The organism is Azohydromonas australica DSM 1124 (assembly GCF_000430725.1).
GTDB lineage: Bacteria > Pseudomonadota > Gammaproteobacteria > Burkholderiales > Burkholderiaceae_C > Azohydromonas > Azohydromonas australica.
Map to the genome: position 1 here is coordinate 14,271 of NZ_KE387217.1, position 21,091 is coordinate 35,361.

At 66.2% G+C, this 21,091-nt stretch carries 24 protein-coding genes; 8 read left to right on the forward strand and 16 right to left on the reverse strand.

The genetic code is table 11. From position 1 onward, the window contains the following. Nucleotides 1-625: 625 nt before the first annotated feature. From H537_RS0137675 to H537_RS0137690, 5 genes are all read right to left on the reverse strand, one after another. Nucleotides 626-1,933, reverse strand: coding sequence for an RNA polymerase sigma factor (locus H537_RS0137675; protein ID WP_029001981.1), 1,308 nt, complete (start codon nucleotides 1,931-1,933; stop codon nucleotides 626-628). Beyond that, nucleotides 1,926-2,336 carry a YciI family protein gene (locus H537_RS0137680; RefSeq protein ID WP_029001982.1) on the reverse strand — a complete coding sequence of 137 codons (411 nt, stop codon included), beginning with the start codon at nucleotides 2,334-2,336 and terminating at the stop codon, nucleotides 1,926-1,928. Before H537_RS0137680 ends, H537_RS0137675 begins: the two co-directional genes overlap by 8 nt. Nucleotides 2,337-2,392: 56 nt before the next feature. After that, nucleotides 2,393-2,617, reverse strand: a complete 225-nt coding sequence (locus H537_RS48030) for a YciI family protein (RefSeq protein WP_375136360.1) — start codon at nucleotides 2,615-2,617, stop codon at nucleotides 2,393-2,395. Continuing rightward, nucleotides 2,560-2,757 carry a hypothetical protein gene (locus H537_RS56970; RefSeq protein WP_375136357.1) on the reverse strand — a complete coding sequence of 66 codons (198 nt, stop codon included), beginning with the start codon at nucleotides 2,755-2,757 and terminating at the stop codon, nucleotides 2,560-2,562. Before H537_RS56970 ends, H537_RS48030 begins: the two co-directional genes overlap by 58 nt. A 109-nt stretch (nucleotides 2,758-2,866) precedes the next feature. Continuing rightward, a complete protein-coding gene (locus tag H537_RS0137690; RefSeq protein WP_029001983.1) occupies nucleotides 2,867-3,301 on the reverse strand; it encodes a YciI family protein in 435 nt (144 codons plus the stop codon). Between the two features lie 1,433 nt (nucleotides 3,302-4,734). Here H537_RS0137690 and H537_RS48035 point away from each other — a divergent pair. The 3 genes from H537_RS48035 (at nucleotide 4,735) to H537_RS50125 (ending at nucleotide 10,166) form a co-directional block, all read left to right on the forward strand. After that, nucleotides 4,735-6,360 (forward strand): sensor domain-containing diguanylate cyclase, encoded by a 1,626-nt coding sequence (locus tag H537_RS48035; RefSeq protein WP_051244578.1) that lies wholly within the window; start codon nucleotides 4,735-4,737, stop codon nucleotides 6,358-6,360. Nucleotides 6,361-6,944: 584 nt separating this feature from the next. Further along, entirely contained in the window at nucleotides 6,945-7,169 is a 225-nt protein-coding gene (locus H537_RS51965) for a zinc ribbon domain-containing protein (RefSeq protein WP_375136358.1), read from the forward strand. Nucleotides 7,170-8,045: 876 nt separating this feature from the next. Beyond that, on the forward strand, nucleotides 8,046-10,166 hold the full coding sequence (locus H537_RS50125; protein ID WP_051244581.1) for a PAS domain-containing protein: 2,121 nt from the start codon (nucleotides 8,046-8,048) through the stop codon (nucleotides 10,164-10,166). A gap of 108 nt (nucleotides 10,167-10,274) precedes the next feature. Here H537_RS50125 and H537_RS56380 read toward each other — a convergent pair whose 3' ends face one another. Next, a complete protein-coding gene (locus H537_RS56380; protein WP_259375259.1) occupies nucleotides 10,275-10,409 on the reverse strand; it encodes a hypothetical protein in 135 nt (44 codons plus the stop codon). Between the two features lie 660 nt (nucleotides 10,410-11,069). Here H537_RS56380 and H537_RS0137720 point away from each other — a divergent pair. Continuing rightward, on the forward strand, nucleotides 11,070-11,363 hold the full coding sequence (locus tag H537_RS0137720; protein ID WP_156902205.1) for a hypothetical protein: 294 nt from the start codon (nucleotides 11,070-11,072) through the stop codon (nucleotides 11,361-11,363). A gap of 84 nt (nucleotides 11,364-11,447) precedes the next feature. On the opposite strand, the gene tnpB is transcribed toward H537_RS0137720, so the two are convergent. Beyond that, nucleotides 11,448-11,735, reverse strand: coding sequence for an IS66 family insertion sequence element accessory protein TnpB (gene tnpB / locus H537_RS48045; RefSeq protein ID WP_043461991.1), 288 nt, complete (start codon nucleotides 11,733-11,735; stop codon nucleotides 11,448-11,450). Between the two features lie 413 nt (nucleotides 11,736-12,148). Between tnpB and H537_RS54040 the strand changes: the two genes are divergently transcribed. The 3 genes from H537_RS54040 (at nucleotide 12,149) to H537_RS0137735 (ending at nucleotide 12,969) form a co-directional block, all read left to right on the forward strand. Then, the gene (locus tag H537_RS54040; RefSeq protein WP_156902206.1) at nucleotides 12,149-12,331 is read left to right on the forward strand and encodes a hypothetical protein; all 183 of its coding nucleotides are present in this window, start codon (nucleotides 12,149-12,151) and stop codon (nucleotides 12,329-12,331) included. Then, entirely contained in the window at nucleotides 12,328-12,651 is a 324-nt protein-coding gene (locus tag H537_RS0137730; protein ID WP_029001986.1) for a hypothetical protein, read from the forward strand. The genes H537_RS54040 and H537_RS0137730 overlap by 4 nt, the downstream gene beginning before the upstream one ends. An 84-nt stretch (nucleotides 12,652-12,735) precedes the next feature. Next, the gene (locus H537_RS0137735; protein WP_029001987.1) at nucleotides 12,736-12,969 is read left to right on the forward strand and encodes a hypothetical protein; all 234 of its coding nucleotides are present in this window, start codon (nucleotides 12,736-12,738) and stop codon (nucleotides 12,967-12,969) included. Nucleotides 12,970-13,003: 34 nt separating this feature from the next. Here the strand turns inward: H537_RS0137735 and H537_RS54045 are convergent, their stop codons facing one another. The 3 genes from H537_RS54045 to H537_RS0137745 all read right to left on the reverse strand — a co-directional run bounded on the left by H537_RS54045 (nucleotide 13,004) and on the right by H537_RS0137745 (nucleotide 15,503). Beyond that, on the reverse strand, nucleotides 13,004-13,399 hold the full coding sequence (locus H537_RS54045; protein WP_156902207.1) for a hypothetical protein: 396 nt from the start codon (nucleotides 13,397-13,399) through the stop codon (nucleotides 13,004-13,006). Nucleotides 13,400-13,770: 371 nt separating this feature from the next. Beyond that, nucleotides 13,771-14,076: an H-NS histone family protein gene (locus H537_RS51970; RefSeq protein WP_084151266.1), complete on the reverse strand. Its 306-nt coding sequence runs from the start codon at nucleotides 14,074-14,076 to the stop codon at nucleotides 13,771-13,773. Between the two features lie 368 nt (nucleotides 14,077-14,444). Continuing rightward, nucleotides 14,445-15,503 (reverse strand): PDDEXK nuclease domain-containing protein, encoded by a 1,059-nt coding sequence (locus H537_RS0137745; protein ID WP_029001989.1) that lies wholly within the window; start codon nucleotides 15,501-15,503, stop codon nucleotides 14,445-14,447. Nucleotides 15,504-15,635: 132 nt separating this feature from the next. On the opposite strand from H537_RS0137745, the gene H537_RS51975 reads away from it, so the two are divergent. Next, nucleotides 15,636-15,905 carry a hypothetical protein gene (locus tag H537_RS51975; protein WP_084151267.1) on the forward strand — a complete coding sequence of 90 codons (270 nt, stop codon included), beginning with the start codon at nucleotides 15,636-15,638 and terminating at the stop codon, nucleotides 15,903-15,905. Between the two features lie 160 nt (nucleotides 15,906-16,065). Here the strand turns inward: H537_RS51975 and H537_RS0137750 are convergent, their stop codons facing one another. The 6 genes from H537_RS0137750 to H537_RS54050 form a co-directional block, all read right to left on the reverse strand. Beyond that, on the reverse strand, nucleotides 16,066-16,320 hold the full coding sequence (locus H537_RS0137750; RefSeq protein WP_169517182.1) for a hypothetical protein: 255 nt from the start codon (nucleotides 16,318-16,320) through the stop codon (nucleotides 16,066-16,068). Between the two features lie 80 nt (nucleotides 16,321-16,400). Further along, nucleotides 16,401-16,601, reverse strand: a complete 201-nt coding sequence (locus tag H537_RS0137755) for a hypothetical protein (protein WP_156902208.1) — start codon at nucleotides 16,599-16,601, stop codon at nucleotides 16,401-16,403. 128 nt (nucleotides 16,602-16,729) lie between these two features. After that, complete coding sequence (locus H537_RS0137760) at nucleotides 16,730-17,563, reverse strand: hypothetical protein (protein WP_029001992.1); 834 nt, start codon at nucleotides 17,561-17,563, stop codon at nucleotides 16,730-16,732. Continuing rightward, on the reverse strand, nucleotides 17,560-17,880 hold the full coding sequence (locus H537_RS0137765) for a hypothetical protein (protein WP_156902209.1): 321 nt from the start codon (nucleotides 17,878-17,880) through the stop codon (nucleotides 17,560-17,562). Before H537_RS0137765 ends, H537_RS0137760 begins: the two co-directional genes overlap by 4 nt. An 8-nt stretch (nucleotides 17,881-17,888) precedes the next feature. Then, on the reverse strand, nucleotides 17,889-20,918 hold the full coding sequence (locus tag H537_RS0137770; RefSeq protein WP_156902210.1) for an LPD7 domain-containing protein: 3,030 nt from the start codon (nucleotides 20,916-20,918) through the stop codon (nucleotides 17,889-17,891). After that, on the reverse strand, nucleotides 20,911-21,084 hold the full coding sequence (locus H537_RS54050) for a hypothetical protein (RefSeq protein WP_156902211.1): 174 nt from the start codon (nucleotides 21,082-21,084) through the stop codon (nucleotides 20,911-20,913). The genes H537_RS0137770 and H537_RS54050 overlap by 8 nt, the downstream gene beginning before the upstream one ends. Nucleotides 21,085-21,091 lie beyond the last annotated feature (7 nt).

Consider the following 21,091-nt stretch of genomic DNA (forward strand, 5'->3'; position numbering starts at 1 on the left):
CGTGTCGGGCTGGAAGGGACCAACGCTGAACTTGCCGGGGATCGGCGGGATTTTCCGTGAACACCCCTGTTGTCCGCCCATACGCCGCCAGCGCGTGTAAGTCGTTGAGCCAGCACCTGCGGTGCGCTGAGCAAGGGAAGGACAGGACGGTGGGCGTGCGGTTCCTTGAGCGAACCAGGCGCGTCGCAGCCGATGCGTCCCTCCGGTGGACGCCTGTCCAGTGCCCTTCGGACCAGATGTGTCACGAGGTCGAGATGGATGCGGTACTGCGTAGGAATCGGGTTGTCTTCGAAAGCACCAGCCATGCAACGCACTTCGCCCAGGGTGGCGTCCTCGAACACCAGTTCCATGCGCAGGCCGCCACCCGCGGCCCTTCGCGCTGCATCGACTCGGCGTGGTGCGGTCATGGTGTTTCTCTTCGGATGATCAGAGCAGACAGCGCAGGTATTGCATAAAGCAGATGGATGCTGGTCTGGAGGACGGACGGCGCCATGTCCTGCGCAACCTGATAAGGCTGGCTTGCCGAGTTCCGGCGAATTCATGAACGCCCAAGGCCGGCAGGACGCGGCTGCACAGGCCCTCGCACGGCCCGTGCCGGACAAGGACCCCGGGCTGTACCCGGCGTTCAAGCCGGGCGGTCCGCGGCGTCCGCCATCTCCTGCGCCCGCGCCAGCAGCAGCTCGCGCTCGCGCGCATTGCCCGCCAGCGCCGCGGCGCGCTCGAACTCGGCCCGGGCCTCGGCGTGGCGCTCCAGCCTGGCCAGCAGGTCGCCGCGCACGCTGGGCAGCCACTGATACTGGCGCAGGGAAGGCTCCTCCTGCAGCGCATCGACGATCTCCAGGGCCGCGGCCGGGCCGAAGGCCATGCTCACCGCCACCGCGCGGTTGAGCGTCACCACCGGTGACGGCGCCACCTGCGCCAGCGCGTCATACAGCGCGACGATCTGTGCCCAGTCGGTGTCCTGCACGGTTGCGGCGCGGGCATGGCAGGCGGCGATGGCGGCCTGCAAGGCGTAGGGGCCGAGGGCGCCGCCCAGCGCCTGCGCCTGTGCCAATGCGGCCAGGCCGCGGTGGATGAGCAACCGGTCCCAGCGCGTGCGGTCCTGCTGTGCCAGCAGCACCGGGCGGCCTTGTGGATCGACCCGAGCGCCGGCGCGCGATGCCTGCAGTTCCATCAGCGCGGCCAGCCCATGGACTTCCGGCTCCCGCGGTGCCAGGCCGGCCAGCACCCGGCCCAGGCGCAGGGCCTCGTCGCACAGCGCCGGGCGCATCCAGTCGTCGCCGGCGCTGGCGGTGTAGCCCTCGTTGAAGATCAGGTAGATCACCTGGAGCACGGCGGCCAGCCGCGACGCCAGGGCGTCGCCGGGCGGCAGCTCGAACGGCACCCGGGCCGCCGCGAGCGTGCGCTTGGCGCGCACGATGCGCTGCGCGATGGTGGGCTCGGGCACCAGGAAGCCGCGTGCAATCTCGGCCGTGGTCAGCCCGCCCAGCAGCCGCAACGTGAGCGCCACGCGCGCCTCGGTGGACAGCACCGGATGGCAGGCGGTGAAGATCAGGCGCAGCAGGTCGTCGCCGATGCCGTCGGCGTGCGCGGCGTCCAGCTCGTCGACGAAGTCCTGCACGATCAGTGCCTCCCGGACCTCAAGCTCGTGGCCGATCTGCTCGTGCTTGGCCGCTGCCAGCTTCTCGTGGCGCAGCCGGTCCAGCGCCCGGTTCTTGGCCGTGGCCACCAGCCAGGCGCCGGGGTTATCGGGCACGCCGGCCGCGGGCCAGTGCTCCAGCGCCGCGACCAGGGCGTCCTGCGCCAGATCCTCGGCCACGCCCACGTCGCGTACCAGCCGGGCCACCGCGGCGATGATGCGCGCGGCCTCGATGCGCCAGACCGCGTTGATCGCCGCATGGGTGCTCGACCCTGCTGCCGGTGCCTCACGCATCGGGCGTCAGCCGACGTAAGCGCGTTACCGCCGCGCTGGGTCCCAATTCCTCCAGCTCGAACAGCGGCCGCACCTCGATCTCCGCATCCACGCCCAGGCCCTGTGGCGCGGGGAAGCGCCGGCTCCACTCCAGCGCCTCCTCGCGCGAGCGCACCTGGATCAGCGTATAGCCGGCGATGAGCTCCTTGGTCTCGGCAAAGGGCCCGTCCACGACGCTGTGCCGAGCGCCTGACCAACGGATGCGCCAGCCGCGGGAAGAGGGCTGCAGCCCGTGGGCGTCGAGCAGCACGCCGGCGCGGGCGAGCTGCCCGTGGTAGTCGGCCATGGCGGCGATGAGCCGCTCCTCGGGCAGGGCGCCGGCCTCGGAAGCGGCGCTGGCCTTGACGATGATCATGAAGCGCATGAGGGGCTCCTGGGGCTCATGCTTGTACGACGGCCGGGCCGGCGCGGTTTCGACATTCACTTGATGGCATCGTCGAAGCAGGGGCCCAGTGCGCGCACTTCCACCGTGGCCCATTGCGCGGCTGGGCAGCGGGCGGCGATGTCCAGGGCCCCGGCGCGGCTGTCGCAGTCGGTCAGGAAGAAGCCGCCAACCATCTCCTTGGCATCGGCGAACGAGCCATCCATCACCTGCGCGCGCCCGCCGCGCGCCTGCAGCGCGCTGCGCTGGCGTGCCAGGCCCAGGACTGGCTGGCCAGCAGCAGCTCCTGCGCCTGCAGCTCGGCGCCGAAGCGCTGCATGCGCTCCCAGTACCCGTAGGCCTGCGCTTGCGAGTGTGTGGCGCGCTGGCCGGGCGGCTCCAGGATCGGCAGCAGGTGCGGCATGGCGATCGGCCTTTGACGGTCATGGCGGGGATGGAACCGTACCGCAAGCCGCAGCTGCAAGGCCGATACCGCGGCTGCCTGTGCGCTGCGGCACAAGGCGCAGCTTGCCCTACTGCGGTGCGCCGCCCTGGCCAAGCTGCGTGCGCAGCCGCTCCTCCTGCTCGCGCAGCTGCGGCGTGAGCGCCTCGCCGAAATCCTCGGCCTCGAAGACCGGCCGGATCTCTATCTCCGATTCCCCTTCCATCGGGTTCGGGCAGCGCCTGGCCCATTCGATGGCCTCCTGCATCGACGCGACCCGCCAGATCCAGAACCCGGCGATGAGTTCCTTGGTCTCGGCGAAGGGCCCGTCGGTCACCGTGCGCTGGCTGCCGCAAAAGCGCACGCGCACGCCTTTGGCGCTGGGGTGCAGTCCCTCGCCGGCCAGCATCACGCCGGCCTTGACCAGTTCCTCGTTGAAGTTGCCCATCTCGGCAAGCAGCTGCTCGCTGGGCATGACGCCCGCTTCGCTGTCCTTGCTGGCCTTGACGATCACCATGACACGCATGTCGGTCTCCTGCAGAAAGTGAGCGTGGTGGAACGAAGTGGCTCCACTCGCACGACGATCCAGGCGGCACGAATTCGACAGGTGTTGGGCCAGCATCTGTGCGGCGGGCGCCAGCGCAGCGGTTTTCTCGGCCTCGTGCCTGGGGAAGGGTAGTCGGTCTTGTGCCCCGGTTCGCAGAAGACAGCCGGTGTCCTCCTGCACCGCGATAACGAGCCGGTGCGCTGGCGATGAACTCGGTGCGAGCGGCGCCTCGCGGTCTTACAGCAAGCCCGAGCGCATGCCTGGCTCGGCCGCGCGGTAGCGCTCTTGGCTCGCCTCCTCGGCGATGACGCCCATCAGCTGCGCCTCACCGAGGATGGGTGGCTGATAGCCGGCCATGGCGGGCGTCGACTGCGCGTCCGCTGCTCAGCGGCTTCCCAGCGGGGCGACACGGGTCGTGTGCCGGCTGTGGGATCCACGCCAATTGCGGGGCATTACTTCTGCTGAAAGCAAGCGCCACAACGCCCGTTCAAGGGTTGGCGCCAGTTGCCCAACTCCTTTGGTGCAGATAGCTTGCGGGCATCTGAATAATTTCCGTTGAAAGGAAGCGATGGAAAATTTCTTCCTTCCCATGGAATTAATATTTTGAGACCGTGCGTTTCGTGCACGGCCGTGCTGAGAAATCTGGATGCGAAGGTTCTGTGTTCCCCATGGCTTGGCTGCCTGCGTCCCCTTGTCCTGGAGGGCGCCAGCAGCGGCGCTTGGGTGGCCTGATGGCGCGGCTGGCTTGGGGCAGCGGATCGACGCGGGAGTGATCCGCCAGGGCTTCGAGGTGGCGGCAAACCTGCTTGTCGCGCAGGCGGGGTGCCGCTGGGTGGCGGAGCGGGGAGCCGGGAAGCCTGTGGCCTGCAGTGCTGCGCTGCCCACCGCCGTTAGGGCCGGCACGGCGTCAGGGCAGGCCTGGCGCCCACACGTCGACGCCTGCGGCATCCGGCTGTGCCCGTGTGTCCAGGGGGCGGCGCTTGTCCTGCACGTGATTTCCGGGCCGGTGGCTACCGTCACCGGGCGGGCGCGGCTTGCCGGTGACGAGGCATGGGCCAGGCTGCGCCACGGCGTGGCCCATACCGGCTTCGGCGACGTGCCCGAGCAACGCTCCAAGGGGCCCAAGGCGGTCCTGCAGGCGCACAGCACTACGCCGTGTAGCCCGAAAGGTCCTGGAGCGGGTTTGTCCAGCTCAGGACAGCTGATCGACCTCGCGGGATTTCAGGTGGAGGTGCCCGTTGGCTAGAGCCATGGCACGGCAACGCCTATCGCTTGTCACGATGGTGCAAACCCTGGGTCGGTCGCTGTCACGAGGATGGACACGGTGTTTGGCCCGCCTGTCCGACACACCGGCACCGCGTCGGGTTGGCCTTCGCAGCCGCATTGCCTGTGCGTTGGGGTTGGTCTGTGCCATGGCGTTGACGGTCCTGTCCTTGGTCATCGGCAGGCAAGTTGCCATTGTCGAGGAGCGCGGCCAAGGTGAGATATTGCATTCGCTGGCGCGAGCGGTCGCCAACGCGTTCTCCACAGGTCTGTACGAGCGGCTGCACGAGATTGAACTGCTTGCCGCGACGCAGGATGCACGCCGCATGGCGCAGTCGACGCCCGCGTCACCGCCACTTCTGGCGCAGGCGCTGGTGGGGTCGACCCGTTATGCATGGATCGGCGTTGCGGACGTCCAAGGCACGGTACGTGCGGCAAACAATGGCCTGCTTGTGGGCAGCAACGTCAAGGAGCGGCCCTGGTTTCGCAGCGGGATGGAGCGCTCTGCAGCGGGTGACGTGCATGAGGCGAAGCTGCTGGCCGCGCTGTTGCCCGCGTCACCCAACAACACGCCGCTGCGCTTGCTGGACTTTGCTGCGCCGATTCGTGACGAACGTGGAGAGGTCGTCGGCGTGCTCGGCGCGCACATCGACTGGAACTGGGCCCGGGATGTCATTACCGCGGTGCGCTCCGAGGCCAACCACGAACGGGGCGTGCAGGTGTTCGTGCTGGACCCTGCCGGGCGTGTTCTTCATGGCCCGCAGGAGCTGCGGTTGGCGCCGACCGTGCATGTTTCGCACCTCATCGATGGACGCGCTGAACGCCTGACGTGGTCCGATGGCGGCAAATACCTCACGGCTGCCGTGCGAGTGCCTGCCCGTGCTGCGGGAGCGGATCTGGGCTGGCACGTCGTGGTACGACAGCCTGAAGACGTGGCGCTGGTGGCGGCCCACAGCGCGCGCGACGGCGTGCTGTGGGCCGGTGCCTTGGTCGCCGTGGGCATGGCGTTGTTGGGCTGGCTGGTATTGAAGCGCATCACGCAACCCTTGGAGGCCATCGCCGCAACGGCACGGCGCATCGAGCAAGGTGAGCTGCACACGCCCATGCCGCTGGGCGACAACCTGGACGAGGTGCGCGAGGTCGGCCAGGCGCTGCAGCGCATGACGCACAAGCTGGTGGAGGCCAACCAGACGCTGGAGGCCAAGGTCGCGCAGCGCACGGCCGAGCTCGAGCGCGTGAACGCTGAACTCGAGCATCTGGCCACGCGCGATGCGCTCACCGGGCTGCACAACCGGCGCGTCTGTGACGAGCGGCTGTGGCAGGAAATCCTGTCCCACCGGCGTCTGAGCACCCCCCTGGCCGTGCTGCTCATGGACATCGATCACTTCAAGCGTATCAACGACTCGCTGGGCCACGCTGAAGGGGACACGGTACTGCAGGACGTGGCGCAAAGGCTGCTGCAAGAGTGTCGCCGTACCGACTTCGTGGGGCGCTATGGCGGCGAGGAGTTCCTGATCCTGCTGCCCAACACGGACGCGGGCGGTGCCGAGTTGGTGGCCAGGAACCTGCTGCACGCCGTCGCAGCACGACCCATTGGCCAAGCCGGGCTGGTGACGATCAGCGCGGGGCTATTCGTTGACGCTGCCGCTGCTGACCCCGACGACGTGCTTCAAGGCGCTGACGCCGCGCTCTACGCTGCCAAGCACGCGGGGCGAAACCGCATCACCCGTTTCCAGGACGCAGGACCGTTCACTGAGCGGCGCAGCGAGGAATGAAGGCCAGCGCGAGGTGATGCAACCGTGTCCCAGTGCAAGGCCGACCGAGCGGGCCCGAGGAGGTGGGACAGGGCCGGGGTAATGACTGCGAAGGAACCTCCTGGACCTTGCGGCTGAGAGACTGTGCGGAATTTGGTGTGGGAGGGGTTCTACGTGATCCTGCAGCCGGGTTCATCAGCTCCTGCGAGAAACCCCGACGTTCACGGCGGGGAGGAAAGGAGGGTGCCCGCGAGGGCGTAGCGTGTTTGGCCGAGTTTCCAACCATGCCGGGCTCTTACGTGGTTCGTGCGTAACCTCCTTCCCATGACAGTCCGCGTGCTTCGACTTCGCCTCAAGGATCGCCACGCCAAGTGGTTGTCCGAGCGTGTGCGCGAGGTCAACACGGTCTGGAACTACTGCGTGCGACGTGAAAGTCGCTTCTTCGATTGTGGTTGCGATTGCTACCGCCTCTCCCATGAGCCGTACCCTAGGTGGGCATGCGGAGCTGGCAACGGCTCGGTGTGAAGCCCCACTGACAACGTATCCGTGTGCTCTCGGGCGCCGGCGCGAGCTCGTGAGGGCAAGTGCCGTACTGGAACGCAGGCGTGTGGTTCCGCGAGGTCAACGAAGCGTTTTCCACCCAGACCTGTTCTGCGTGCGGCAGCCTGCCGGCACAGCGGCCGAGAGGTATCGCAGGTCTTGGAATGAGAGAGTGGACGTGCGGCGATTGCGGGGCGGTCCACGACCGCGACGTGAATGCCGCGCGCAACATTCTGGCGGCCGGGCATGGCCGTCTCGCAGGAGGAATCACCGTCCTTCGGGGCGTGTGAGGATGTCAAGACCTCTTTCCAGTCCCTGGCGCAGCGGGTCCAGTGCGCCGCGGTGTTGCGCAGTGCCCGCCAACACGCTGTGCACTTTTGCCGCGCCCGGCTGCGGCGCCTACGTGTCACAGCGCTGCTGCAACTGAGCCCAACTCGACGACGTACCGACACTGATATCGACCCGGGTCAGGGTACAGGCAGTGTCCTGCTAGAGCGGCCCGGCGGCCTCGGCAGGGTATCCGATGAAGCGCAAGGCAATCGGATCGCCGACGTTCCTGGTGCGATGAACGCCCTCGATACGCGAGGTAGTGGGGCATCGCACCCCATAGGGTCGCTATTGCTGGCGGGGTATCCAGAATTTCAGTCGCCAGGCACGCCACAGGCGCTGTCTTGCCAGCCTCAGATCACGGCCCGTCACACTTTGTGGATGGTTTCGGTAGGCCAGGCCCTCTCGCTTGAGCATGCCCTGCGTCCAGCCGTCCTCCCAGGCATCCGCCTGGGGCGAGTGATAGGGAAACGGACAGCGGCAACTCTGCATCCCTTGCCCGGCCTCGAATCCCGCGCGCCAGATTCCTTCAATCGCATCTTCCACGGCGGCACCTCGTCACTCGAGCGCGGGCAAACGCTGCGCCTGGCGAAAGAGCCGGAGGACCCGCGTGGCACCAGCCGCAAAGGCAACCCGGGTGTGTCACGGCAGAAGAGCCTCGCAAGCCTGGGCAAATGCCCTGGGGCGCCCCCCCGCAAACAGCCCTCGCGTGGCTGATGACGATCGGCCCGGCTGCTCGGCAGGAGTGCTTTGATCCGGTACTCGAGCGCGCGGACAGGCGTGCGATGCGCGGGTGTTGACCCGAGGGCTAGAGGGAACCCCCCAGGGTAATCTTGGGCATGGACACGGGAAAGCCGCGCAACGAAGGCGCCCTCTGGCCGTGCGCTCAGGGCGAAATGGCACAGCGCCTGAGGCAGCATGATTGGGCGGCCACCGCGCTGGGCGCCATTGGGCAGTGGCCGGTGAGCCTGCGCACCGTCATCGACTTGATGCTTTGCGACACAGGCATGGTGGCGCTGGCGTGGGGCAAGCAGGCACGGCTGTTTTGCAACGATGCCTTTGGCCACCGGATCGGCCCGCGCAGCGTCCAGGCGCTCGGCCGCTGCGTGTTCGAGACCTTTGCCTCGGCTCGCGAGGTTTTCGAGCCGCATTTGCTTGCCGCTCAGTCAGGGCAAACCGTCCAGCTTCACGATCAGGTGTTCCCGTTTCTTTCCCCCGATGCGTCACCGCAGGCCTGGTTCGACGTCACTTGGCTGCCGGTGCACGGTGAGGAGGGGGAGGTAGCGGGGGTGCTTGTCCGCGTGACCGAGAGCACGGCGCGGGTCCATGCCGAGCAGCGCCGCCTGGAGATGGAGGCCATCCTTCATCGCAGCGAGCTTCGACAATCCTTCTTGCTCAGGCTCAGTGACAAGCTCAGGCCGCTGTCGGACCCCTTGGCTGTCCTGGCCGAAGCCTTGCGCGTGCTGGGCAAGCATCTGGGAGCCATGCGTGTGCTGTACAGCGAGGTATCGCCCGACAGCACGGACTTGACCGTTCAAAGCAGTTACACGGCACCAGGAGCGTGCGCCGTGACCGAAAGTCTTCAGCTGCCCGAGTCCGGCCCTTCGTTCGTCGACGCGTTGGCGGCCGGGCGTGAAGTCGTGGTGGACGACATCGCGCTGGCCGCCGATCTCTCCAGCGGCGAGCGCCACGCCTGTGCGGCGCTGGGTATCGCTGCCCTCGTCGGCATGCCGCTCGTCAAGCAGGGCCGCTTCGTGGCCACCCTGAGCGTGCACCATGCCAAGCCGCACGCATGGACACCAAACGAGCTGGCGATGATCGAGGAGGCCGCTGAGCGCACCTGGGCTGCGGTGGAGCACGCACGTGCGCAAGCCGCACTGCGCGAGAGCGAAGCGCGCATTCGCGCCATCGCCAATCTGGTACCTGACCTGCTGTGGCGCAGCGATGCACAAGGCGAGGTCCAGTGGTACAGCGAGCGGTGGTTCGAGTACACCGGCCAGGACCTGTTGGCGGCCTTGGGGCAAGGCTGGCGTGATGTCGTCCACCCACAGGACCTGCCGCAGACGTCGCAGAATTGGCGTGAGGCCTCGCTGACCGGGAACCCCTATGTGAGCGAGCACCGGCTGCGCCGCCACGACGGCGAGTACCGCTGGTTCCTGACCCGCGCAGAACCGTCGCGGGACCAGGGCGGCAGCGTGACGCTGTGGTTTGGTTCGGCCACCGATATCCACGAGCAGCGCGCCGCGCGTGACGTGCTGGATCGGCGTGTAAAGGAGCGCACCCGCGAACTGGAGCGCGCCAGTGAGTTGCGCCGTCAACTGCTTGCGCACGTGGAGACACTGCAGGACGAAGAACGGCGGCGCATCGCGCGCGAGCTGCATGACTCGCTCGGGCAGTTCTTGTCGGCGATGCTGCTGTCCGTTGCAAGCGTCCAGCGACAGCTCAAGGACGGCGCAGCCGCGCAGCAGTTCATCAAGCTGCAGCGACTGCTGGAACAGGTGGACCATGAACTGGATCGGATCGTCTTTACGCTGCGGCCCACGGCGCTGGAGGACGAAGGTCTGGGCGAAGCGGTGAAGAGCTATGTCAGCACGTGGTCCGAGCTCTGCGACCGGCCGGTGGACTTGCTCGTTGCAGGTCTGGACGAGCGGCGTCTGCCGCTGCATGTTGAGGCCGCCGTCTTCCGGGTGATCCAGGAAGCGCTGAACAACGTGGCCAAGCATGCGGGGGCGCGCAGTGTCAGCGTGAGTGTTGAGTGTTTAGGGCGTCAGCTCGTTGCCAGTGTCGAGGATGACGGCATAGGGTTCGATCCGGAACAGGCCGAACACCTGGAGGGCAGCCAGCCGAGCTGGGGGTTGCTGGGCATGCGTGAGCGCGTGGAGGCGCTGGGTGGCACCTTTGCCATTGAGTCCCGCGTCGGCCAGGGCACAGCCATCCTGCTGCGGGTGCCGTTGCCCTGACGTGCCCGGCTGAGCAGGAAACGGTCAGCAGGCACGCACGGGGCTGCTGCGGCATCGGGTTCGATCGTCAAGGAAGCGCTGGACAAGCCGGCGCCACAGACCTCGCTCCTACTCGACACGGTAGCCCCCGTTGCCGCGGGCGCGCTTGAACACGCCTTCGGGCCAGCCCAGCTCCCACTGCCGCGCCTCATCAGTTCCTTGTGGGTAGGGCCAGCCGTTGCCGAACACCAGTCCTGCCTTCATGCCTTGCTCACGCAGACGCTTGCTATTCATAGGCCAGGCTTGGAGTCCGCTTCGCACACCGCTGCGCCTGGGCCAGCTCCATAAAGAAGAAATGGCCCGCACGAGGGCGGGCCAAAGAAGGGCGGCTCCTTGAGGGAGGAGGAAAAGGAGAGGCCACCCCCGGGGCTGTTGGCCCCGGGAATCATTCTCTGTGCCCAGGAGCTTCCCGGGTGTTTCAAGTGGTGGACGTGATGGCGGAATGAAAACGTTGAAAACCTCCGCCCATGGCTGGGGCCCGCGTGGCCCCTACCAGGCGTTCCCGAGTGCGCAAGTCCCTTGGTCCCGGTTTCGGCCGCATCCCCGCGTCATGGCTGAAGGCCGCGCCGCTCACCGGGCGCTCATGCCGTTGCCGCGGGGTGCCGACGCTCACGCCGCGCTGCCGCGTCCACGGCGGCAGCGCGCACCTATCGCAAGCTCCACGGCGTCGCTTGCGGGACAGCAGCTGCGCACGATCATTGGCAATGCAAATTGCCGACAGGGTAAGCGTTGTGGCTCGAACAGTGAGGCAGATACAGCTCGACAAAAACGCGTTGATGAAACGCCCGCTGCGGCGTAGACAGGACCCGTTGCGGCGGCGACGCTGCCGGCTGGCCGTTCGCCAACGGCGGGCTGGCACAGCGCGTGCGCACCCATGACTGGACCGCAAGCCCGCTTGAGCCCATGGAACATTGGCCACCGAACCTGCACACGACCGTGCAGCTCGTACCGGTGCACCCGATGCCGTCCAAGCTGTTGTGGGTCCGGGAATTCATCCAGATCTACATCGCCCACGAACGCTGGCTGATGGGCGCCAGGCTCCCGGCGGGCTTGGGGCTGCCAGCGCACCAGTGCTGGCCTGAGGTCTGGCACATCAACGCTGCGATCTACGAGCAGGTCTGGCAAGGCCAGGCGTTACAGGTCGATGGCGGTTGTTGAGAAGATGCCTAGACAATCACAGCACGTGATCGTGCCAGCACTGGCGGCCAGGCCGCCATCGGCATATCCGGCAATTGAGCCGGGCTACACCTCCGTGATGACGCCGGCCTCGCCGATGCGCCGCCACGGCAGCCTCAGCACCAGGGCATCGAACTGCGGCTGGCTCAGCGTCAGGGTGGAATTGCCGTTCCGGAGCCAGATGAACTTGCCGGCGTTACGCCGCCGCGCCGCCAACCAGATGCCGATGCTGTCGTGCACCAGCACCTTCATGCGGTTGGATCGCCGGTTGGCGAAGCAGTACGCATGGCGCGGCCGGGCCACGCCGAAGACGGCCACGACACAGGCCAGTGCCGTATCCGTGCCCGCGCGCATTCCAGCACCGTCACGGACATGAGCAAGACGCCCAACATGGTCTTGCACTCCGGCCCCAGGGCCGTTGCCAGTGTGTAAATGCCGAACGCGACGGCCACCGCAACAGCGACGATCAGAATGACATGGGGTTGGCGTTGCTGTTGCGCGTATTCATGTCGGCCTTCTGGCCGCCAAAGCGGCAGTTGAGCGTCAGAAATAGCCCCCAGTCAATCCACGCCACATACCGGATTCTCACCCCGCCCAACCCAACCTCCTGCCTGGCCCCACCCTTGTTCAGGGTCGAGGGAGGAGAAGCCCGTTTTCCTGTTCAGCTTTGGTCTTGTTTGCGGCTCTGGGCTGTTTGAGAGGGCAATAGGGTGGAAAAGGGCGTGTCAGGAGGGAGAGGGTTGGGTGGGATAAGACTTGTTTCGGGTATGTTGCGCGTGCTGTTGTGGCTTTCTGGCTGTCAAGGTGCAAGAAGCCGCTGTGTTAGCGCAGGGCTGACCAACGCTACCAAGGTCCTTACCGAGCAGGAGCACAAGGCGCTTGGCCTTGATGGCCGAGCGCAGCAGCAGTACGGCTATGCGGCGTTGCTGGTACAGGTGCTGGCCACATGAGCGTGGCCGGCCAGCATGAGGACGAGGACGTGGACGACGACAAAGAGTTCCTGCTTATCCCGGCACACCTCCGTGCCCAGGCCAGACACAAGGACGAAGGCTCGTCACTGCCATCTGCCGACAACTACTCCAGCCTCGCGCGCTGGGTCTTCTCCAACCAAACGCCGATCCACCCCAGGTCTGAGATCGCGTGCATGCTGCGGGCCAGTGACCGGCAACACGGCACCACCGACTCGCTGAAGGCTGTCAACTCCTGTCCAGTGAAACTCCGCCTGCGAAAGCTGCTGGCTCGGTTCAGTTGGCGGCCCTGGCGGCAGTAACTGCGGCGCAGGCCTCGCTACTGGATCGCCTGTGATGGAAAGCAGCCGATAGGCAACACCGCGGGCGCCACCGATCCGGCGCTGTTGGCCGAGGTGGTAGACAAGCTGGCGCGCGCGGAACGCCCCATCCTGGCCATGCTCAACGCGATGACGGGCGACCAGAAGGCGCTGGTGCGCAAGCGGCTGCATGCCGCGTACCTCGTGGACGACGCGATGACGCACCATCATGAGGTGCGCGAGGTGATCAAGCGAGTAACCGGCACGCCAAAGGCCGCTGGGACGCGATGGAAAGCCACAGGGCCCGCCAGACGGGACTAGGAATTCAGATCGTTGAAGGCGCTACTGCGCTCGATCATCTCGCGTTGATCCCTGCCGGCCACGCGCAGCTTGCCGGCTCCGCGTCGATGGGCAGGTAGACGGCCATGCCGCCCTCGTCCCACATCCGTGTGCCGCCGGGCTGCACGTGGTCGGGTCGCACGTGCACGATGCGGTTGCCGTTGAAGTCGATGCGCACGCCGGTCATGCCGGCGGCCTGGGTGTTGGCGATCCAGTGGCGCACGGATTGCGGAAGAGCGTGGCTCAGGCATTTCTCTTGGTTCATCAGTACCTGCGAGAACGCCCGCACTTCACCATGTTGCCCGTTAAGCGTGCTGTGCTGGTGGCCGCGGGCTGCCCTGGTAATCGCGAGAATCGCAGCGTCCCCGGTCGCGGCGCAAGCTGTGTCATCGCCGCGGGCAAGTGCGTTCATGTCCGTCGTCCGACGCCGCCGGGGGTGCCCGCGCATTTGTCGTCAGCATCCGGCTCGATTTGGCGCTGTGCGCTCGCTCTACATCTCAAGGCGGGCGCCGCCCGAGGAATCCGTCGCTGACTTGCACCGGCGGCCATGGTTTAAGCCGTGGACCTGCTGCGCTACGAGCAGGTCCATCGCACCACTGGCGAAGGCGGCCCGATTTGGCTAGGCGTTTCGTTTTTTGTTTCCCCCGCTGGAACTCCCGCGTGTCAGCGCCAGATCCCAGAAATTCTGGCGATCCCCATTGTGTCAATCCAAATAATCAAATAAATAAGCCCCGACGCGCGGGGCTTGAATGCCAATACTTCAGAGTGCGCGGCACTGATATGTCAGGACTTGATGGCCATGTCGTCCAGTGACTTACCGCTTTCCAATGCGGCTGTCACCCATTTAGGCTTGAGTCCACGTCCGGACCAAGTAGTACCGCTTTCAGGATCGCGGTACTTCGGGGCCACCGTACCACCTCCTTTTGCACCTTTCTTGCCCGCTACGGTCAAGTCTGCTGTGCTTAGGTTGTGCTGGCTCATGAGTTCCTTGATCTGTGCAAGCGCATCAGATCGCACAGAGCTCTGCATCTGCTTGATCTGGCGCTCAAGCTCTTCACGTTGTCGGAGCAATTCCTGGACGTCTGCCATACGTTTTATCCTTCAGGCGAATGTGTTGAACATTTCTGCTTTTTGCTGCATCGCGGGCGTCAGACGTGATTGCCGACTTACTCGCTCATGTCAGCCTAGTCATGATGCCACGATTTCACTGGCGGCAGTACTGAAGTATTGATGAACCGATGCCGGTGAAAACTGTGTTGCGCTACGCCGAGCAGTGCTTGGCTAGGGCGCCATACAGCAAGTGATTAATGTATTTAGATATTTCATGCCGATGCGCATCACTTTCCTGAAAAATCAGCCAGTCCTGCATCACCCTCGGTGAGCTCGATCTTGAGCGCCTGCTTTCAAAAGCCCCAACTGTGGGGCCGGTGGCGCAGCAAGAACAGCGCCGCCTGTCGTCAGGTCGCCTCGTTCGCCAAATCGTCTCCCAATTCGGTCTCAATCTGTTCGATGCTGGGCAAGCTACCAGTCAGCGGCTCGGGCAGATCGCGCAGCAGCTGGTACTCGGCGACGCCAATGGGCTTGTCGATGCCCGAGAGCGCGTACTCGGCCACCAACCGGTTCTGCTGTCGGCACAGCAGCAAGCCGATGGTGGGCCTGTCGTCGCAGGCCTTGACCTGCGCATCTATGGCGGCGAGATAGAAGTTGAGCTGCCCGGCATGCTCGGGTTTGAAGGCGCCGGCCTTGAGCTCGACCACGACATAGCACTTCAAGCGCGTGTGATAGAAGAGCAGGTCGATAAAGAACTCGTCGCCGGCCACCTCAAGGCGGAATTGACGGCCAACGAACGCAAAGCCCGCGCCCAGCTCCAGCAGGAAGCGGGTGATGTGGCGCACGAGGCCGCTTTCGATCTCGCGCTCGTGCGCTTCGTCGCCCAAGCCCAGGAAGTCAAACAGGTACGGATCCTTGAGCGTCTCGCGCGCCAGTGCCGACTGCGGCGACGGCAGCCGCGCCTCGAAATTGGTCACGGCCGCGCCCTGGCGCTGGTGGAGCCGATTGCGGATGTGCAGTTCCAGCGTCGTGCGAGACCAGCCCTGCTGCACGGCCTGCGTGGCATACCACTCGCGCTGCACCGGCTCATCCAGCTTTGTCAGCAACGTCACGACGTGGAACCAGGGCAATTGGTCAGCAGTCTGCTGACCAAATCGGCCATCCGCGCAGTGCTGTGCGAAGAAGCGCATGTACTTCAGGTTGCTGCTGGACCAGCCGCGCATGTCGGGGAATGCATCCTGGAGGTCGCGCGCCAAGCGGTCGATCACCTTGGCACCCCAGCCCTGTGCCTGCTGTCGCGCCAGGATCTCGCGCCCGATGCGGCCGTAGAGCTGCACCAGTTCCGCGTTGACCGCCAGCGCTGCGCGCTGCCGCGCGTGGGCAATGTCGGTCTTCAGGGCGGCGAGCCAGTCGGCATAGCCCGCCGGAAGTGCCTGAGGCAGCGTCTTGGTGGAATTCTTCTTCATTGCCGTCAATTCTGGCGGAACGCCGACCGTCTCCTTCGTCCAGCTGGACGCTGCGACAGCCGGCCTCGGCCAGGCAGTCCGCAGTGGGTCGAATGGCCGAATCACCTGGACCCTGGCGAGACAATCAGCAGCATGGCCGACGCCTCCCTGCCCGAGCAGGATCCCATCGCCGCACTGAAATCCGAGAACGCCCGGTTGGTGACGCTGCTGGAGCGCCACGGAATCGATTGGCGTCGGCCCTCGGCGCTCCCACCGGCACCAACAGTGCCGCGGCAGCAGCCGCTCCCGGCGCGGCTGACCACCGCAGAGAAGCTGTCCATGCTGCATCCACTCTCTTGCGGCCGCACCGACATCTACCCGGTGCACTGGGAAAACCGTCTATCGGGGCGGCAACCAACGTGACGCGGGGGCCAGCAACCGAGTGAACTGCAACGCGCTGGGTGCTGGCCGATGACGCTCCCCGTTTTGGGCCGGTCCTGGTTCAAGAGGATCCAGTGGAAGCCAAGCGAAAAAGAGGAGGGCACGGGTGTTTGGGGTTGGGTTTGTGCGGCGCGCATGTTGTTCAATGCCCATCCAGCTTGGCCTTGAGCATGAGCGCCAAGCCTAAGGCCGTCACCCAGAGGCAAAACTTGAGAAAGCGCCAGGTGCCGTAGCGGTAGAGTCGTATTCCGGCCTTGGCTTGCGTGACGCGCCGCACGCGGCGCTTGGCCCACAGCAGCGCGATTGCCAGCGCCATGCCCGACATCAGGCCTTCGGTGCGATGCAGGAGCGCCGGGATTGCCAGCAGCGCCGGAAACAGCAGCGCGTCGCCGTACATGGCGGCGTTTTCGAAGGCTCGCCCCCACTTGTCCGGCCAGGAATCGGGATTGAGTGCCATGCCGCACCTCCTGTGCTGCCTCAACGGCCACGGCCCGGCCGGGGCTGGCCAACCTGCCGAGACTGCCCTTGCTGAACCTGCCGCACCGTGTAGGTCGGCAGCTGGCTCACCGTCGTCATGTCGAAACGCCCCAGCGAGGGCAGCGCCTGGCCCCTGGCCAGCATCCCATCCAGCCGCTCGGACAGGCGCGAGAGGACACGCTGCGCGGAAGGGGCGTCCAAGTTCAACTTCTTGATCGCCGATCGCATGGCGTTCATCAATTGCCCTTTCGACGCTGGCACGCTGCTGCCCTGTGCGGGCGCCAGGCGCGATACCGGGCCTGCGTTGCTGCTCCCACTGGCCATGGTCTTCAGCCAGCGCGGCTGGCAGGCGTTGACCGCACACCGAAAAAGCGCCGCCAACCGGACACCGGATGCGTGAGCGATTCAGGCGCGACCTTGGGCATCAGCAGGTCAACCTCAACGACCGGCACAGGTGCCGGTGACACAACCCCTCGTGCAAAGCGCTCAATGACCATCTTGGCGTGGTCTGCAAGCAGTTCGTGCAGCAGCGGATAGTCCAGGTCCAGGACCCGCAGCACGGCGTCAGGCAGGCCCTCGGCGACGGCGCGGTCCATTTTTTGATAGCTGTCGTAGTGCAGCACCTGCAGGGCCGCGTAATCGGCGTGGTCCCGGGGTAGATGCCATGTGCGGCCCATCTTGGGAAAAATGGACCTGAAGGCGTGCCCCAGGCTGTCCACCTTCCAAATGCTGAATCGCTCGTCGTCCAGGAGCTTCACAAGCTGCGCCGCAATGACCTGGCGCCCCCAGGGACCCAAGACTTCCGGCACCGGCTCGACCTCCAGCTGAGCACCGGGACCGGCGTCGGTCCCGAAGGCGCCGAAGAAGCGGTCAACCACCTCACCAATGGACTGCGCGTCAGATTCCGCCAGATCGACGTACGGGAGCGTCTCGCCGATGCTCTGGCCCGCGATCAACCTTGCGCGCCACCACTGCACGTACCCCCGCGAGAGGCTGCCGTAGTAACTCACGCCACCCGGATTCGTGCCATGCAGCACGAAAGGCCCCATCCCATCGGCGAGAGCAAGCGTGTGGCCATGGCCGCTCACCACCCCGCCCGCGCGCAGTTGCTGCAGCAAGTCACGCACGCCGGGCAACGGCTGCGCTTCGTCGGGCCGGCTCATCGCGGCTCCTTCGCCCAGGGCTGCAGCAGCTGGAGGCACACCTCCGGAGTCGTCTGCCACGGCCTGCTGAGCTGGCTGGACTGGTCCTTGCACCGCGCGATCATCTGGCGCTCGAGTGCCGCGATCAGCCGGTCGAGCTCGTTGAGTTCTGCCAACGTGGCCAGAACCTCGTGCCATTGCTCAGGGAACTGCAGCCGTGAAGGGTAGGCCGGTTCGTGGGTTACACCGTACTGCGCGGCGCACGGGAAACAGACACCGGCTGCCACCGCCATCGTGGTGGCCGCGCGGCTGAATACCAGGTAACGATGCTTGTTCATGCTGCACCTCACCGTGCACGGGCGCGTGCTTGGCCCTGCTGCTGTGCCTGGCGGGCCGCGAATTCCGGCATCTTGCTCATCGCGGCACGGTCATACCGGGCGATGTTGGGCAGTGGCTTGCCCTGCGCGAGCAAACCGTCCAGGCGCACGGACAGCCGCTCCATGATGCGGTCGCTGGAGGCCTTGTCCATGTTGAGGTCTCGCAGCCCGGCACGCATGGCGTTCATGACCTGTTCCTTCGTGGCCCCCTGCCGCGGTGTGTCGCCAGCAGTGCTGGCAACGGCCTGCGCCGGCCGCTGGGCCGGCTGCTGCGCTGGCTGCTGGGCGTCGGTCCTTGCCACCGTGTTTGCCTGATGCGCACCTTGACGGGCAGCGACCCATTCCTGATCCGCCTTGGTCGGGGTGTAGCCCGATGCAGGCAGGCCGCGGGCTGCAGCCTCGCGCCAAACGTTGCGCCGGAAGTCCTCCGTGCCCGCGAGCGCGAGCGCCTTCCACCCCTTGGCCTGCGCCAGGTCCACGATGCCGCGCGCCACGTCGGCTTCGTTGCGGTCCGTGGCCAGCTTCGAGCCTCGGTCCACGAACGCGAGCACCCCGGGCTCGCCACGGAAGCGGTATTCCGTGGAGTCGGCCGCGTGGCCTGCGCGGACGATGAACCGTTCTGCCAACGACGCCTTGAGGGCTTCGATCGCCAGGCGCTCGGCCTCGCGGCGCGCCTTGACCGCGGCAGGCTCCTCAATGGCCGGTGCCGACGTTACGGCAGCCGGCTGCTGCGCCGGCACGGAGGAGGGCGCTGATGCCTGCTGCGCCGGCGTGCTGGACGGCGCAGGCGCTGGCTTGGCCGCAGCCGCGCGCACCTGGTCAATGCTGCTCACTGGGGTGCCGTTGACCGCCACGAGCACGTCGCCAGGCAGCACGCCCGCGCGGTTGGCTGCCCCGGAGACGCCGCCAACCAGGAGTCCACCCGCCACGCCGGCGGCGCGTGCCTCGTCGCCCTGCAGCGGACGCATCGTCAGGCCCAGCTCACGGCTGCTGCCGGTCTGCAGGCTGATCGTCTCTCGCTGGCCGCGGCGCAACACCTCCACCGTCACCGTGTCGGTGGGGTCTGCGGTAGGAGCACCGCCACCCGCTGGTGCTGCAGGTCTGGGCAGGGGTGCAGCAGCCGGTGCCAGTGCCTGTGCCTGCTTTGCAGCCGCCTTGCCTCCTGAGCGTGCGGCAGCGGTGGCGGCCAGCACCGACGGCTCAACCGGCGAAGGCGCCACCTCGCCCCTCAATGTGCCGGAATGACCCTTGACGCTGGTGATGTGCTGTGCGGCTGCCTCGCCAACGACACGGGCGAGCTCGGCCACCGGCACGGCCTTGGCCTCGATGACCTGCTGTTTGCCGTTGAACCCTTGCAGGTCCACCACCTGGTCTTGGCCCTTGCCGCGACGGTTGAACTTCACGGACTCGACGGCGGAGCCGTCAATGGCATAGGCGAGGCCGTTTGCCGGCTCGACGCTGTTGGCCGGTGTGGGCCGCTCGGTTGCAGCGGGCACCGCCGGCTGCTGTTCGGCCTTCACCGCTTTTGCCCTTCTGGTCTTGGCCGCGGGTTCCTGCTTCGCCGCCGTTGCTGTCGTGGCTATCGGCGCCTGCTTCACTTTCGCAGCAGCGGCTGCCGGCTGCTGCGCCTGCTTCGCCGGCACCACCTTGGCCGCCTGCGCGACCTCGGCCGCAGGAACATCCAGTTGCTCGCCCTTGAACTCGCCCGTGCGGCCGTTGAACTTGGCGACTTCATGTCCCACCGTGGGACCAAGGAGGTTGTTCAACTCGTCCTTGTTGACGCCCGTGAACTGCGCCACCGGCTTGTCGCTGCGATCCAGCGCAGCGAGGTCGACAAACACGCCGGCTTCGGTCGAGTGCTTCTCGAATGCGAGGCGTCCAACATCCACACCGTCGATCTGCAGGCGCGTCAGGTTCATGACCGGTCCCTCTTGCTGCGGTTGAATGGGGGTGGCGGATTGGGATGCCTGGCGCTTGTCGTACTCAGCCTTCCAGGCCTGGAATTCCTGCTGCCCGTCAGAGGTGGCTTGTGACGGGATTCCCAAAGTGGCGCGCACGCCAACGATGAAATTGGGCCGGTCATCAACGGGCAGGAATTCCAGTTCCTTGCCCATCGCCCTGATGACCTGCTCTGCCGTCTTGCCCTGTGCAAACTCCGCTTCGATGCCCGCGGTCAGCCCACGACGGTCCGCGACATCCCGGTGCCATTGGGCGTTTTCGTTCAGCCAGTGATGCTGGTTCGGGCCGACTTGCACACGCGGCGCACCGCCAGGCGTCTGCTCGACCCTCACTGTGCTTGCGGGCTCCGAGGAAAGCAGCGCCACGCGCTGACCGTCGTCTTGCGACGGCGCCTTTTCGCTGGCAGCCTGGGCTAGCGCCGGCGGCTGCGACTGCTGCGACGCCTGCTGTGCGTTCAGGTCGATCTCGAAACGGTATTCATGGAGGTTGCGGGCCGCCCTGAGGTTGACCGTATCGGCCAGCGTCACGACTTGGCCGGACTCGAAGTCCACGAGCGTCGGCGCGTCGTACCTGCTCCCCACGTGGTCCATCCATGCCTGCATTGCGCGCTCCGGCCGTGCGAAGGCCAGCGCCTCCAGGTCGTCGTAGGTGGCACGGTCGAGCTTCCACACGCCATCCGCCTTTGTGGGCTGGACCTTGTTCCAGTCCTCCACGGATTCCAGGCGCATGCGCAGCGATGCATCGACCGCGGCGTAGTAGGCGTCGCGGAAGCGCTCGCCTTCAGGCGGTACCGGGTCCACGGCCTTGTGCTTCGCGAACCGCTCCAGCGACTCGCTCACGTACTGGGGGGCAGTGCGCACTGCCGTGCGTGCCACCTCGGTTTCCGGCTGGCCGCGGAGGAACCTGTGCACGCTGGACATCTTGTCGACGTCGGCCGCGTGGAACGCCGCGGCGACCTTCTCGGCGCTGGTGAAGATCTTGGCATCCCCGCCTTGCAGGCGCAGCTCGTAGCGGTTGGCGGGCAACCTGTCATCAGCCATGTTGACCTCCGTGCACAAGCGGGTCTTCGAGCGCATCGAAGACATCATCGATGTACATGCAAATGCACTCTTCCAGCGTCAGTGGCTGGGCTGCGTCGTGGCCAGGGCACAGGCGCTGCATCAGCGCCTGGTACGTCAGCCGCTCTTCATAGGCCTCGCTCTCCATGGCGGGC